The sequence below is a fragment of the Scandinavium goeteborgense genome, from assembly GCF_003935895.2.
Taxonomy (GTDB): domain Bacteria; phylum Pseudomonadota; class Gammaproteobacteria; order Enterobacterales; family Enterobacteriaceae; genus Scandinavium; species Scandinavium goeteborgense.
This window is the reverse complement of sequence record NZ_CP054058.1, coordinates 1,571,720-1,585,347: the sequence shown is the minus strand read 5'-3', so window position 1 is coordinate 1,585,347 and position 13,628 is coordinate 1,571,720. Positions and strand designations below refer to the sequence as shown.

Annotated in this window: 14 protein-coding genes, 1 pseudogene and 1 other annotated feature; of the genes and pseudogenes, 10 read left to right on the top strand and 5 right to left on the bottom strand. The window is 55.0% G+C overall.

The features are described from left to right. The first annotated feature begins 75 nt into the window (after window positions 1–75). Window positions 76–1,500, top strand: coding sequence for an exodeoxyribonuclease I (gene sbcB / locus A8O29_RS08245; protein WP_174081281.1), 1,425 nt, complete (start codon window positions 76–78; stop codon window positions 1,498–1,500). 69 nt (window positions 1,501–1,569) lie between these two features. Here the strand turns inward: sbcB and A8O29_RS08240 are convergent, their stop codons facing one another. From A8O29_RS08240 to A8O29_RS08225, 4 genes and pseudogenes are all read right to left on the bottom strand, one after another. Further along, window positions 1,570–2,928, bottom strand: a complete 1,359-nt coding sequence (locus A8O29_RS08240; RefSeq protein ID WP_166665233.1) for an APC family permease — start codon at window positions 2,926–2,928, stop codon at window positions 1,570–1,572. Beyond that, window positions 2,918–2,980 carry a membrane protein YoeI gene (yoeI, locus tag A8O29_RS08235; protein ID WP_110509673.1) on the bottom strand — a complete coding sequence of 21 codons (63 nt, stop codon included), beginning with the start codon at window positions 2,978–2,980 and terminating at the stop codon, window positions 2,918–2,920. The genes A8O29_RS08240 and yoeI overlap by 11 nt, the downstream gene beginning before the upstream one ends. 173 nt (window positions 2,981–3,153) lie before the next feature. Beyond that, a pseudogene (locus A8O29_RS08230) lies at window positions 3,154–4,126 on the bottom strand (LysR family transcriptional regulator). Window positions 4,127–4,165: 39 nt separating this feature from the next. Further along, window positions 4,166–4,984, bottom strand: a complete 819-nt coding sequence (locus A8O29_RS08225) for an SDR family oxidoreductase (protein ID WP_125351991.1) — start codon at window positions 4,982–4,984, stop codon at window positions 4,166–4,168. A gap of 302 nt (window positions 4,985–5,286) precedes the next feature. Here A8O29_RS08225 and hisL point away from each other — a divergent pair, with 302 nt between their 5' ends. From hisL to hisIE, 9 genes are all read left to right on the top strand, one after another. After that, on the top strand, window positions 5,287–5,337 hold the full coding sequence (gene hisL, locus A8O29_RS08220) for a his operon leader peptide (protein WP_009654477.1): 51 nt from the start codon (window positions 5,287–5,289) through the stop codon (window positions 5,335–5,337). Next, window positions 5,313–5,436, top strand: a sequence feature (His leader region). (Overlaps the previous gene by 25 nt.) Before the next feature lie 46 nt (window positions 5,437–5,482). Further along, window positions 5,483–6,382, top strand: coding sequence for an ATP phosphoribosyltransferase (hisG, locus tag A8O29_RS08215; protein WP_125351992.1), 900 nt, complete (start codon window positions 5,483–5,485; stop codon window positions 6,380–6,382). A gap of 6 nt (window positions 6,383–6,388) precedes the next feature. After that, on the top strand, window positions 6,389–7,693 hold the full coding sequence (gene hisD, locus A8O29_RS08210; protein WP_125351993.1) for a histidinol dehydrogenase: 1,305 nt from the start codon (window positions 6,389–6,391) through the stop codon (window positions 7,691–7,693). Then, complete coding sequence (gene hisC, locus A8O29_RS08205; RefSeq protein ID WP_125351994.1) at window positions 7,690–8,751, top strand: histidinol-phosphate transaminase; 1,062 nt, start codon at window positions 7,690–7,692, stop codon at window positions 8,749–8,751. The genes hisD and hisC overlap by 4 nt, the downstream gene beginning before the upstream one ends. Then, window positions 8,748–9,815 (top strand): bifunctional histidinol-phosphatase/imidazoleglycerol-phosphate dehydratase HisB, encoded by a 1,068-nt coding sequence (hisB, locus tag A8O29_RS08200; protein ID WP_125351995.1) that lies wholly within the window; start codon window positions 8,748–8,750, stop codon window positions 9,813–9,815. The genes hisC and hisB overlap by 4 nt, the downstream gene beginning before the upstream one ends. Next, window positions 9,815–10,405, top strand: a complete 591-nt coding sequence (gene hisH, locus A8O29_RS08195) for an imidazole glycerol phosphate synthase subunit HisH (RefSeq protein WP_125351996.1) — start codon at window positions 9,815–9,817, stop codon at window positions 10,403–10,405. The genes hisB and hisH overlap by 1 nt, the downstream gene beginning before the upstream one ends. Beyond that, complete coding sequence (gene hisA / locus A8O29_RS08190) at window positions 10,405–11,142, top strand: 1-(5-phosphoribosyl)-5-[(5-phosphoribosylamino)methylideneamino]imidazole-4-carboxamide isomerase (RefSeq protein WP_125351997.1); 738 nt, start codon at window positions 10,405–10,407, stop codon at window positions 11,140–11,142. Before hisH ends, hisA begins: the two co-directional genes overlap by 1 nt. Next, window positions 11,124–11,900 carry an imidazole glycerol phosphate synthase subunit HisF gene (hisF, locus tag A8O29_RS08185; protein ID WP_125351998.1) on the top strand — a complete coding sequence of 259 codons (777 nt, stop codon included), beginning with the start codon at window positions 11,124–11,126 and terminating at the stop codon, window positions 11,898–11,900. The genes hisA and hisF overlap by 19 nt, the downstream gene beginning before the upstream one ends. After that, window positions 11,894–12,493: a bifunctional phosphoribosyl-AMP cyclohydrolase/phosphoribosyl-ATP diphosphatase HisIE gene (gene hisIE, locus A8O29_RS08180; protein WP_110509557.1), complete on the top strand. Its 600-nt coding sequence runs from the start codon at window positions 11,894–11,896 to the stop codon at window positions 12,491–12,493. Before hisF ends, hisIE begins: the two co-directional genes overlap by 7 nt. 67 nt (window positions 12,494–12,560) lie before the next feature. On the opposite strand, the gene wzzB is transcribed toward hisIE, so the two are convergent. Further along, window positions 12,561–13,565, bottom strand: a complete 1,005-nt coding sequence (wzzB, locus tag A8O29_RS08175; protein ID WP_125351999.1) for an LPS O-antigen chain length determinant protein WzzB — start codon at window positions 13,563–13,565, stop codon at window positions 12,561–12,563. Window positions 13,566–13,628 lie beyond the last annotated feature (63 nt).

Sequence of the window (13,628 nt, the reverse complement as noted above, 5' to 3'; positions counted from 1 at the left end):
CCGCGCCACGCTTCTGAAGATCGGGCAAATCGTTTACCATTACCGGCTAACGCGCTCACGGGTAAAAGACAGACTATGCAAGAAACGCAACCGCAAGCCGGATTCCTGTTTCACGACTACGAAACCTTCGGCACCCACCCGCAACTGGACCGACCCGCTCAGTTCGCGGCCATTCGCACCGACGCTGATTTCAATATCATCGGCGAGCCGGAAGTCTTCTACTGCAAGCCTGCTGATGATTATCTCCCGCAACCTCAGGCGGTCATGATCACCGGCATCACACCGCAGGAAGCACTGGCCAAAGGCGAAAATGAAGCGGCGTTTGCACGACGGATCCATGACCTGTTTACCGTGCCGAAAACCTGCGTGGTCGGCTACAACAACGTACGTTTCGATGATGAAGTGACGCGTAACATTTTCTACCGTAATTTCTTCGACCCGTACGCCTGGAGCTGGCAAAACCATAACTCTCGCTGGGATCTGCTCGACGTGATGCGAGCCTGCTATGCCCTGCGTCCGGAAGGCATTAACTGGCCAGAAAACGAAGACGGTCTGCCAAGTTTCCGTCTGGAGCACCTGACCAAAGCTAACGGCATCGAACACAGCAACGCTCACGATGCGATGGCCGATGTGTACGCCACCATCGCGATGGCAAAACTGGTGAAAGAGTGTCAGCCACGCCTGTTCGATTATCTGTATACCTTCCGCGGAAAGAACAAACTGGCGACGCTGATTGACGTACCGCAAATGAAACCGCTAGTGCATATCTCCGGCATGTTCGGGGCGTGGCGCGGAAACACCAGCTGGGTAGCACCGCTGGCCTGGCATCCAGACAACCGTAACGCGGTGATCATGGTCGACCTGGCGGGTGATATGTCGCCCCTGCTCGAACTGAATGCCGATGAACTGCGCGAGCGTCTGTATACGCCGAAAGCCGATCTCGGCGAGCTGGCAGCGGTTCCGGTGAAACTGGTACACCTGAATAAATGCCCTATTCTCGCGCAGGGCAATACCTTGCGCCCGGAAGATGCCGATCGTCTCGGTATCAACCGCCAGCAGTGTCTGGATAACCTGAAAGTGCTGCGCGATAACCCGCAGGTACGCGACAAAGTCGTGGCGATTTTTGCCGAGGCGGAGCCTTTTGTGCCGTCGGAAAACGTCGACACCCAGCTCTACAATGGTTTCTTCAGCGATGCGGACCGCGCGGCGATGAAAATCCTGCTGGAGACCGAGCCACGCAATCTGCCCGCGCTGGACCTCACGTTTGCCGATAAACGCATCGAGAAACTGCTGTTCAACTATCGGGCGCGTAATTTCCCCGGCACGCTGGACGAAGCCGAGCAGCAGCGCTGGTTGCAGCACCGTCGTGACGTCTTTACCCCGGAATTCCTGCAGGCTTATGCCGATGAACTGCGGCAGCTCTACGTGCAGTATGAAGGGAATGACGAGAAGCTCGCCCTGCTTAAAGCGCTGTATCAGTATGCACAAGAGATTGTTTAAGCCTGAATGACAGGCATAAAAAAACCGGAGACAGTGTCTCCGGTTTTTTTTGACTCTCGCGTGTCGGGATTACGCGATGTCTTCGTACTGCGGCACCGGGTTACGGAAGCTGCGGGTCACACAAGCCAGATAAATCAGGCCACCTGCGCCCCAAATCAGACCGAGAACCATTGAGCTTTCTTCCAGGTTAATCCACAGCGCACCGACGGTCAGCGCACCACATACCGGCATAAACAGGTAGTGGAAGTGATCTTTCAGCGTTTTGTTACGCTTTTCACGGATCCAGAACTGCGAGATAACGGACAGGTTAACGAAGGTGAAGGCCACCAGCGCACCGAAGTTAATCAACGCCGTTGCGGTTACCAGGTCGAATTTAATCGCCAGCAGTGCAATTGCGCCCACCAGCACCACGTTCCATGCCGGGGTACGCCATTTCGGATGCACGTAACCGAAGAAGCTTTTCGGGAACACACCATCGCGGCCCATCACGTACATCAGACGAGAAACGCCTGCGTGTGCGGCCATACCGGATGCCAGTACGGTCACGCTTGAGAAGATAAGCACGCACCACTGGAAGGTTGTACCCGCCACGTACAGCATGATTTCTGGCTGTGACGCATCCGGATCCTTGAAGCGAGAGATGTCAGGGAAATACAGTTGCAGGAAGTAAGATGCAACGATAAAGACCCCACCGCCAATCAGCGCCGTCAGGACAATGGCTTTCGGGATAACGCGCTCGGCATCTTTGGTTTCTTCAGACAGAGAAGAGATACCGTCGAAGCCCAGGAACGAGAAGCACAGAATCGTCGCACCGGTGATCATCGGCGTGATATGCGCGCCTTCAGACCAGAATGGACGACTGCTGGTCAGCGTACCTGCACCCGTACCGTTGTGAACGCCCCAGATGATCATGCCGACAATAACGGCAACGATACCCATCTGCAGCACCACAATCAGGGTGTTGAAGTTAGCCACGGTTTTAATGCTGCGCAGGTTAGAAATGGTCATAAAGGCCACTAACCCGACAACAAATATCCACGATGGAACCGAAGGTACCAGCGCTTCAAAGTAAATTTTTGCCAACAGGATGTTGATCATCGGCATAAACAGATAATCAAGCAGCGAAGACCAACCCACCATAAATCCAACCGTCGGACTAATGGATTTCTGGGCGTAGGTATAGGCTGAACCTGCTGACGGATAGCGGCGAACCAGCTTACCGTAACTAAACGCAGTAAACAGGATGGCTATCAGAGCGAATGCATAGGCTGTCGGGACATGACCATCGGTCAGTCCAGATACGATACCGAAAGTATCGAACAGCGTCATAGGCTGCATATAGGCAAGACCCATCATAACAACCGGAATCAACGTAAGTGTCTTACGTAACTCCACGCGAGAGGTGTTTGGAGTAGCATTATGCGACATGGTTATTCCCCTGTACGGTGAAAACCGTCGCGTAAGCAAAAAATTGCCCCATTTTTTTAAATCCTCGGCGACAACAACTGTCGATTTTTAAGTAAGTATCTATCCGGTACGAAGCCCGGCCTCTTGTATGAATGAGTGTGTCTCGAAAGCAAAAAAATAACCGACGCCATAAAATTGCGTCGGTTAGTCTCTTTTTGCTGGCGCGTATTCTGCCCCCATCCCCCCTTAAAAACAAGAGAACGAGAGGCTCATCAACAAAAACTTTTCGCTAAATGTCTGATTATTCATCTGTGGCGCGGTTATAGACTGCCGCGATAGCACTATTTGCCACAACAGCTTCCCGCCACCAGGCGCTCGCCAGGCCCGCGGTCTGTTCATTCCAACCAATCCACACCGCATCAAACGGCACGTGAGCCGCGACCTGCTTCTCCACTAAAGCGCCGCTGTCGAGATAACGCTGAGCCAGATAACGCGGGAGATAACCGCAGCCCAGACCGGTGATTTGAAGCTCCAGCTTGGTTTTAAAATCAAAAACAGTAATGGCTTCCTGATCCTCAAGCACCTGCTGAAATGCAGGGCAGTCAGGCGTGGTGCCATCGCCGACGATAATCGCCCGATGGCGTTTGATGGTTTTGCGGTTTAGCGGTTCAGGCTCTTCCGCCAAAGGATGATGGGCCGCCACAACGAAAATCTGCTCCAGCTCGCCTAATGGCGCGAAACCGAAATCGCTGAGCGGCGGCGGGTCGTGCAGCGCGCCAATGACAATATCGGCCCGGCCCTGTACCAGCGCATCCCAGGAACCGCCGAGTACGCCGTTGATAAACTTGAGCCGCGTTACGCTGTGCCGTTGGTAGAACTGTTCAATGAGCGGCGCCAGTAATGAGAAAGGAAAGGTATCGTCCACGCCGATCACCAGGTCGTTTTCCCAGCCTTCATGCAGTTTGACCGCCTGCTTTTCGAGTTCGCGCACTGTGTGCAGGACTTCCCGCCCTTTCTCCAGCAGCATTTGTCCGGTGCGGGTGAACTTCGCACGATGGCCGCTGCGGTCGAGCAGTTGAATATTGAGGTCGCTTTCCAGCTTATGAACGGTGTAGCTCAGTGCGGAAGGGGTTTTGAAGAGCTTTGCCGATGCCGCAGCAAAGCTCCCTTCTTTATCGAGCGCATCAAGAATGATGAGTACTTCCAGTAATGGTTTCATCGTCGCCCCCAGTCGGTACGCGATGTCACCGCCGGTCGTTTACTCCAGCGGCATCACCAGCGGATCGGGATGCTGGTACTCAAACCCCAGCTCAGAACAGATGCGGCTACCATCAATAATGCGTCCCTTCTCAGCGCTATTGCTGAATACCGGTGGCTCAAGCCCAAGCTCGCGGGCCATCTGCGGGTAAAACGTTGAACGAGACGGATGTCCGGGCGCACATAAATTATAGATGTGCCCGCCTTTCGGTGCCTGAAGCAACAGCGTTATCGCGGAAATCACATCTTCCAGATGCACCAGATTGACGCCCTGTTGCCCATCCGGCGCGGATTTCCCGGCAAAGAATCGACCCGGGTGACGCTCCGGCCCGACCAGGCCTGCAAGGCGCAGAATATCGACGGACGTTCCCGGCAAATTGTGCAGCCAGTCTTCCAGCTCTTTCAGCACGCGGCCGCTGGAGGTTATCGGCTCACGCGGAGCATTCTCTTTAATCGTGCCCTGCCCTTTGCCGTACACCGACGTCGAGCTGGTGAAAACAATTCGCGGAATGCGGTACGCCAGCGCGCTGTCGACAAGCTCCTGCACCGCCTGTAAATAAAACTCTTCACCGGGACCGCTGCGTCGCGCAGGGAGCGTGATCACCAGCGCGTCGACGTTCATCAAGGCATCCAAATCATCGGTATCACAGACCAGTTGCGGATCCAGTCGCAACAAATAGCTGTCGATGCCACACATTCTCGCGGCCTCAATCCCATCTTCGGTGGTTTTACTGCCGGACACCTGCCAGCCTCGCGCGCTCAGCGACAGTGCCAGCGGCATACCCAGCCAGCCCAAACCTACGATTGCGACCTTTTTCATCTGTGCTCTCCTGACTCGTTCGCGTTCCTTTTATAAGGCTACGCCAGCCCTCGCCAACTGACAATTTATACTCGTCATACTTCAAGCCGCATGTGCGTTGGCTACGTCTGTTCACCCTGGTCACATAGCTAACTATGCTCCCAGGGATTCTCAGACTTGCCGCCTGCCTGCGGCTCGAATTATCTAGAGTATATCTGATGAATATGAAATGAATTAAAGATGTAAAAAAGGCCTTGCTTTGTGGCGATGAAGTGGTTTAGGTTAAAAGGCATCAAATGCATAAGCATTCAACGAGAAATTTTATGAACAGCGTTCAATTTAAAAACCACCATCATCACCATCACCCTGACTAGTCTTTCAGGCGATGTGTGCTGGAAGACAGTTAGATCTTCCAGTGGTGCAGAACGCAAGAGAGAGCCCTCGGAAGATCGAACTTCCGGGGGCTTTTTTTTGGGCGCAAGTTTCGAGTCATTCAGACAGGACTACGAGGATATAAGAATGTTAGACAACACACGTTTACGCATAGCCATGCAGAAATCCGGACGTTTAAGCGATGATTCACGCGAATTGCTCGCTCGCTGTGGCATAAAAATTAATATGCACAGCCAGCGCCTGATTGCGCTGGCAGAAAATATGCCTATCGATATTCTGCGCGTACGTGACGACGATATCCCAGGCCTGATCATGGATGGTGTGGTTGATCTCGGCATTATTGGCGAAAACGTGCTGGAAGAAGAGCTGTTGAGCCGTCGCGCTCAGGGCGAAGACCCTCGTTACTTCACACTGCGTCGCCTCGATTTTGGCGGCTGCCGTTTCTCATTGGCTGTCTCCGTTGACGACCCGTGGGATGGCCCAATCAGCCTCAATAATAAGCGTATCGCGACCTCGTATCCGCACCTGCTCAAACGCTACCTCGATGGAAAAGGCGTTCAGTTTAAATCCTGCTTACTGAACGGTTCCGTTGAAGTCGCGCCGCGTGCTGGTCTGGCCGATGCGATATGCGACCTGGTGTCGACCGGTGCGACGCTTGAAGCCAACGGCCTGCGCGAAGTGGAAGTGATTTACCGCTCCAAAGCCTGTCTTATCCAGCGTGACGGCGAAATGCCGGAAGCCAAACAGCAGCTCATCGACAAACTGTTGACTCGTATTCAGGGCGTGATTCAGGCCCGTGAATCGAAATACATCATGATGCACGCGCCGACCGAGCGCCTGGAAGAAGTCATTGCCCTGCTGCCGGGCGCCGAACGCCCAACCATTCTGCCGCTGGCAGGCGATCAGCAGCGCGTGGCGATGCACATGGTCAGCAGCGAAACCCTGTTCTGGGAAACCATGGAAAAACTGAAAGCGCTGGGTGCCAGTTCCATTCTGGTTCTGCCCATTGAGAAGATGATGGAGTAACCGACCATGAGCTTTAATACTGTCATCGACTGGAACAGCATCAGCCCCGAGCAACAGCGTGATTTACTGATGCGCCCGGCAATCTCTGCGTCGGAAAGCATCAGCCGCACCGTGGCTGAAATTCTCGACAACGTAAAAACCCATGGCGACCAGGCGTTGCGTGAATACAGCGCGAAGTTTGATAAAACCGACGTTTCGACGCTTAAAGTCAGCGAGCAGGAAATCGACGCTGCCAGCAGTCGTCTGAGCGATGAGCTGAAACAGGCGATGGCGGTAGCGGTGAAAAACGTTGAGACGTTTCACGTCGCGCAGAAACTGCAACCGGTTGATGTAGAAACGCTACCAGGCGTGCGCTGCCAGCAGGTGACTCGTCCTATCGCCTCCGTAGGTTTGTATATTCCCGGTGGCTCTGCGCCGCTGTTTTCCACCGTATTAATGCTCGCCACGCCGGCTCGTATCGCTGGCTGTAAAAAAGTGGTGCTGTGCTCCCCGCCGCCAATTGCCGATGAAATTCTGTATGCGGCCAAACTGTGCGGCGTGAAAGATATCTTTAATGTCGGTGGCGCGCAGGCCATTGCCGCGCTGGCGCTGGGCACCGAATCCGTGCCGAAAGTGGATAAAATTTTTGGCCCAGGCAACGCGTTTGTTACCGAGGCAAAACGTCAGGTCAGCCAGCGTCTGGATGGGGCCGCCATTGATATGCCAGCCGGTCCGTCTGAAGTGCTGGTGATTGCCGACAGCGGTGCAACGCCGGATTTCGTGGCCTCCGATCTGCTGTCTCAGGCAGAGCACGGGCCGGATTCACAGGTGATTCTGCTGACGCCGGATGCCGACATGGCTGCGCGCGTCGCCAAAGCAGTAGAACGTCAGCTGGCTGAATTACCCCGGGCCGATACCGCGCGTCAGGCGTTATCCGCCAGCCGACTGATTGTCGCTCGTGATCTTGCGCAGTGTGTCGACATTTCTAACCAGTACGGTCCGGAGCACTTGATTATCCAGACCCGTGACGCACGTTCTTTGGTCGACAGCATCACCAGTGCCGGTTCAGTCTTTTTAGGCGACTGGTCCCCGGAATCGGCAGGTGATTACGCCTCAGGCACCAACCACGTACTGCCGACCTACGGTTATACCGCGACCTGTTCCAGCCTAGGCCTGGCCGATTTCCAGAAGCGCATGACCGTGCAGGAACTCACGAAAGACGGTTTCTCCGCACTGGCTTCCACGATTGAAACCCTGGCCGCCGCCGAACGTCTGACCGCCCACAAAAATGCCGTTACCTTACGCGTGGCCGCACTCAAGGAGATGAAATGAGCATTGAAGAGTTAGCCCGTAAAAACGTCCGCGACCTGACGCCTTATCAGTCTGCCCGTCGTCTCGGCGGTAAAGGTGATGTCTGGCTCAATGCCAATGAATTTCCGACGGCGGTCTCCTTCGACTTTTCGCAGCAAACCCTGAACCGCTACCCGGAGTGCCAGCCCAAAGCCGTTATCGAAAACTACGCGCAGTACGCCGGGCTGAAACCGGAACAGGTTCTGGTGAGCCGTGGGGCCGATGAAGGGATTGAGCTGCTGATTCGCGCATTTTGCGAGCCGGGCAAAGACGCCATTCTGTTCTGCCCCCCGACTTATGGTATGTACAGCGTCAGCGCCGAAACCTTCGGCGTGGAATACCGGACGGTGCCCGCGCTGGAAAACTGGCAGCTCGACCTGCAGGCTATCGCCGATAAACTTGATGGCGTAAAAGTGGTGTACGTGTGCAGCCCCAATAACCCGACCGGGCAGATTATCAATCCTCAGGATTTTCGCGTGCTGCTGGAGATGACCCGCGGCAAAGCGCTGGTCGTGGCCGATGAAGCCTATATCGAGTTTTGTCCGCAGGCGACGCTGACCGGCTGGATTGCCGATTACCCGCATTTAGTGGTGCTGCGCACGCTGTCGAAAGCCTTTGCCCTCGCCGGGCTGCGCTGCGGCTTTACGCTCGCCAGCGAGGAAGTGATTGCCCTACTGATGAAAGTGATTGCGCCGTATCCGCTTTCCACACCGGTGGCCGATATTGCGGCCCAGGCGCTAAGCCCTTTGGGCATTAATGCCATGCGTGACCGCGTGGCCCAAATCCTCGAAGAACGTCAGTATCTGATAACGCAGCTGCGTGACATCGCCTGCGTTGAGCAGGTTTTCGACTCGGAGACCAACTACATCCTGGTGCGCCTGACTGCATCAAGCGCGGTCTTCAAATCTTTGTGGGATCAGGGCATTATCTTACGTGATCAGAATAAGCAACCTTCTTTAAGCGGCTGCCTGCGCATCACCATCGGCACCCGCGACGAGAGCCAGCGCGTCATTGACGCCCTTCGTGCGGAGAAAGTATGACCCAGAAGTTCCTCTTTATCGATCGTGACGGCACCCTCATTAGCGAGCCGCCGAGTGATTATCAGGTCGACCGGTTCGACAAACTGGCGTTTGAAGCGGAGGTCATTCCTTCGCTGTTGAAGCTGCAAAAAGCCGGTTACAAGCTGGTGATGATCACCAACCAGGACGGACTGGGCACCGACAGTTTTCCGCAGGCGGATTTCGACGGCCCGCATAACCTGATGATGCAGGTCTTCAGCTCTCAGGGCGTGCAGTTTGATGACGTGCTGATTTGCCCGCACTTCGAGACCGAAAACTGCGAATGCCGCAAGCCGAAAACCAACATGGTGGCCGCGTGGCTGAATGACGGCGTGATGGATGTGGCAAACAGCTACGTGATTGGCGACCGCGCAACCGACGTCACCCTGGCGCAAAATATGGGGATTATCGGCCTGCGCTACAGCCGTGACGACCTCAACTGGCTGAAAATCACCGAGCAGTTGACGAAACGCGACCGTTACGCGCACGTGGAGCGCAACACCCGCGAAACGCAGATCGACGTCAAAGTGTGGCTGGACCGCGAAGGCGGCAGCAAAATTAACACCGGTGTGGGCTTCTTCGACCACATGCTCGATCAGATTGCCACCCACGGCGGATTCCGCACGGAAATCACTGTTAAAGGCGATTTGTATATCGACGATCACCACACCGTGGAAGATACCGGCCTGGCGCTCGGCGAAGCGCTGAAACTGGCGCTGGGCGACAAGCGCGGCATTAACCGTTTCGGCTTCGTGCTGCCAATGGACGAATGCCTGGCCCGCTGTGCGCTGGACATCTCTGGCCGTCCGCACCTCGAATACCGCGCTGAATTTACCTATCAGCGCGTGGGCGACCTCAGCACCGAGATGATCGAGCACTTCTTCCGCTCGCTCTCCTACACCATGGGCGTCACGCTGCACCTGAAAACCAAAGGCAAAAACGATCACCACCGCGTGGAGAGTCTGTTTAAAGCCTTTGGCCGTACTCTGCGTCAGGCGATTCGCGTGGAGGGCGACACCCTTCCCTCCTCGAAAGGAGTGCTGTGATGAACGTCGTTATCCTTGATACCGGCTGCGCCAATCTGAATTCGGTGCGATCGGCGATTCTCCGTCATGGCTACGAGCCGGTGGTCAGCCGTGACCCGGATATCGTGCTGCGCGCAGACAAGCTGTTTCTACCGGGCGTTGGCACCGCGCAGGCGGCGATGGATCAACTTCGCGAGCGTGAACTCATCGAGCTGGTCAAAGCCTGTACCCAGCCGGTGCTGGGGATTTGCCTCGGAATGCAGTTGCTGGGCCGTCGCAGCGAAGAGTCGAACGGTGTCGACATGATTGGCATCATCGAGCAGGACATCCCGAAAATGACCGATTTCGGCCTGCCCTTGCCGCACATGGGCTGGAACCGCGTTTACCCGAAAGCCGGTGACCGACTGTTTCGCGGTATTGAAGACGGGGCATACTTCTATTTCGTACACAGCTACGCGATGCCGGTCAATCCATGGACCATCGCCCAATGCAACTACGGCGAAGCGTTTACCGCCGCGGTGCAAAAAGACAACTTCTTCGGCGTGCAGTTTCACCCCGAACGCTCTGGCGCCGCGGGTGCGCAGCTGCTGAAAAACTTCCTGGAGATGTGATGATCATTCCAGCATTAGATTTAATTGACGGCACCGTGGTCCGCCTCCATCAGGGTGACTACGGCCAACAACGTGATTACGGCAGCGACCCGCTTCCACGCTTGCAAGAGTACGCTGCACAAGGTGCTGAAGTGCTGCATCTCGTCGATCTCACCGGGGCGAAAGACCCAGCAAAACGTCAGATCCCCCTGATCAAAAACCTGGTGGCGGGCGTGAATGTTCCGGTGCAGGTCGGCGGTGGAATTCGGACCGAAGAAGACGTCGCGGCCTTGTTAGACGCAGGCGTCGCCCGGGTGGTGATAGGCTCTACTGCGGTAAAATCACCTGAAATCGTGAAAACCTGGTTTACGCGTTTTGGCGCGGAAAAACTGGTCCTGGCGCTGGATGTCCGTATTGATGACCAGGGCACCAAACAGGTCGCGGTCAGCGGCTGGCAGGAAAACTCCGGCGTGACGCTGGAAGAGTTGGTCGAAACGTATTTGCCCGTCGGGCTCAAGCATGTGCTGTGCACCGATATTTCACGCGACGGCACTCTGGCCGGCTCCAACGTTTCGCTGTATGACGAAGTGTGCGCCCGCTATCCGCAGGTGGCATTCCAGTCTTCCGGCGGCATTGGCGGTCTCGACGACATCGCCGCCCTGCGCGGGACCGGCGTTCGCGGAGTGATTGTCGGACGCGCGCTGCTGGAAGGTAAATTCAACGTAACGGAGGCCATCCAATGCTGGCAAAACGGATAATCCCTTGTCTTGACGTGCGTGATGGTCAGGTGGTGAAAGGCGTGCAGTTCCGCAATCACGAAATCATCGGCGATATCGTTCCGCTGGCGAAACGCTACGCTGAGGAAGGCGCTGACGAGCTGGTGTTTTATGACATTACCGCTTCCAGCGATGGCCGCGTGGTGGATAAAAGCTGGGTGTCACGCGTGGCAGAAGTCATCGATATCCCTTTCTGCGTGGCCGGGGGTATCAAATCCGTAGACGACGCGGCCAAAATTCTGTCGTTTGGCGCGGACAAAATATCGGTTAACTCCCCTGCTCTGGCAGAGCCTGAGCTGATCACCCGTCTGGCGGATCGCTTTGGCGTGCAGTGCATCGTCGTCGGCATTGATACCTGGTTCGACGCTGACACCGGGAAGTATCACGTCAATCAATACACCGGTGACGAAAACCGTACCCGAGTGACGCAATGGGAAACCCTCGACTGGGTGCAGGAAGTGCAAAAGCGCGGTGCCGGTGAAATCGTGTTGAACATGATGAACCAGGACGGCGTGCGCAACGGTTATGACCTTGCACAACTCAAAAAAGTGCGTGACGTGTGCCGCGTACCGATGATTGCCTCCGGCGGTGCAGGGACGATGGAACATTTCCTCGAAGCCTTCCGCGATGCAGACGTTGATGGTGCGCTGGCCGCTTCGGTGTTCCATAAGCAAATTATTAATATTGGCGAATTAAAAGCGTACCTGGTGACTCAGGGCGTGGAGATCAGAGTATGTTAACGGAACAGCTGGACTGGGAAAAAACCGACGGACTGATGCCCGCCATCGTGCAACACGCGGTATCCGGTGAAGTGCTGATGCTGGGCTATATGAATCAGGACGCCCTGGCCGCCACCGAGCAAAGCGGCAAAGTGACGTTTTACTCACGCACCAAACAGCGCTTATGGACCAAAGGTGAAACGTCCGGCCATTTCCTCAATGTTGTCAGCATCACCCCGGACTGCGATAACGACACCCTGCTGGTGCTGGTAAACCCAATTGGCCCAACCTGTCACAAAGGCACCTCAAGCTGTTTCGGCGAAACGGGTCACCAGTGGCTGTTCCTGTATCAGCTCGAGCAATTGCTGGCAGAACGTAAAACTGCAGACCCTGAAAGTTCCTACACGGCGAAACTGTACGCCAGTGGCACTAAGCGCATCGCACAAAAAGTCGGGGAAGAAGGCGTGGAAACTGCGCTGGCCGCCACCGTTAATGACCGTCATGAACTGACCAACGAAGCCTCTGATCTGATGTATCACCTGCTGGTTCTGCTGCAGGATCAGGAGTTGGATCTGACGACCGTCATTGAGAACCTGCGTCAGCGTCATCAGTAGACTTTTCCAGACGTAAAAAAACCGGGCTGATGAGAATTGCCCGGTTTTTTATTGCTGTATTGCTGACTTAGGCTTTCGGCTGGTAGTTACGCAGCGCGTTACGACCCAGCACCACACCGGCACCGACCATCCCACCTAACAGAACCGCGAGTACCAGAATAATGGCACGCTTTGGACTGTCGCGACGGAACGGGAGCGTTGGTTTCATCACGTAACGATAAGCGTGAATATTGTTCACTTTCGGCTGATCGTCTTTGCCACTGGTCATCAGGTTATTGATGTTCAGTAAGGTTTGACGCGTCTGATAGTAGCTGTCCGGGAAGGCAAGCGGTCGCGTCCCCTCATTTTTCACCATCGAACTCAGCGCATCACTGCCTAACATGAACATAGTGTCTTGCGAGACCATATCCGCCTGCTGAACCTGAGGCAGCTTGATCTTTGACTGTTCGGCTACGGTCAGTGCCTGGTTGATTTGTGCGATCCGCAACGCTTTCTGCTCAGCCGCTACTTTCTCCTGAGAGTTCAACAACTGCTCAAGATCGTTTTTGCGGGTAGAAATATTTGATTTGAGGTCGCCTTCCACTGCTTTTGCGACATCATCGTCAACCCGCTGAATGTACTTCGCCAGAATCTGTCGTGCTTCCTCTGCAGTGTGCGCAGTGTAAGAGACACGCAACGGCAGGTTCTGGCCTTTCACTGCGGCTTCAATATCCAGTTTTTCAGGCTCGTCCTTATTATCCAGCGACTCGGAGAGGGCTGAAAAAGAAGAGTTAAAACGGGTAATGAAATCCTGTTGAATCGCATTCACCGAAGGGGCGTTGCCGCCATACAGAATGTTCATGGCGTTGGAATAGCTGGAAACTTGCCCGATATCAGGCTGTGTTATCAAGGCTGTAGAGGTCCATTTCTCTTTAGCAATCATGATATAGCCCACGCCAAGAAGGATGGCGACAATCACACACACGATGATGGTGACCTTTCCACGCCAGACTTGTACCAGCAAGTCGATCAAATCAATCTGCTCCGGCTCGCTGCTGTGACCGGTAAAACTTTTATTATTGTCCTGTGTCATACAAACCTTAGCTACACAATTAAAGAAAAGCCCACAAGGGCGAATAGTCTACCCACGCGCATA

Bases quoted from the DNA above. Each gene is read 5' to 3' on its own strand.
- sbcB (WP_174081281.1), top strand. From the start codon at position 76: ATGCAAGAAACGCAACCGCAAGCCGGATTCCTGTTTCACGACTACGAA.
- A8O29_RS08240 (WP_166665233.1), bottom strand. From the start codon at position 2,928: ATGTCGCATAATGCTACTCCAAACACCTCTCGCGTGGAGTTACGTAAG.
- A8O29_RS08225 (WP_125351991.1), bottom strand. From the start codon at position 4,984: ATGAAAAAGGTCGCAATCGTAGGTTTGGGCTGGCTGGGTATGCCGCTG.
- hisG (WP_125351992.1), top strand. From the start codon at position 5,483: ATGTTAGACAACACACGTTTACGCATAGCCATGCAGAAATCCGGACGT.
- hisD (WP_125351993.1), top strand. From the start codon at position 6,389: ATGAGCTTTAATACTGTCATCGACTGGAACAGCATCAGCCCCGAGCAA.
- hisC (WP_125351994.1), top strand. From the start codon at position 7,690: ATGAGCATTGAAGAGTTAGCCCGTAAAAACGTCCGCGACCTGACGCCT.
- hisB (WP_125351995.1), top strand. From the start codon at position 8,748: ATGACCCAGAAGTTCCTCTTTATCGATCGTGACGGCACCCTCATTAGC.
- hisH (WP_125351996.1), top strand. From the start codon at position 9,815: ATGAACGTCGTTATCCTTGATACCGGCTGCGCCAATCTGAATTCGGTG.
- hisA (WP_125351997.1), top strand. From the start codon at position 10,405: ATGATCATTCCAGCATTAGATTTAATTGACGGCACCGTGGTCCGCCTC.
- hisF (WP_125351998.1), top strand. From the start codon at position 11,124: ATGCTGGCAAAACGGATAATCCCTTGTCTTGACGTGCGTGATGGTCAG.
- hisIE (WP_110509557.1), top strand. From the start codon at position 11,894: ATGTTAACGGAACAGCTGGACTGGGAAAAAACCGACGGACTGATGCCC.
- wzzB (WP_125351999.1), bottom strand. From the start codon at position 13,565: ATGACACAGGACAATAATAAAAGTTTTACCGGTCACAGCAGCGAGCCG.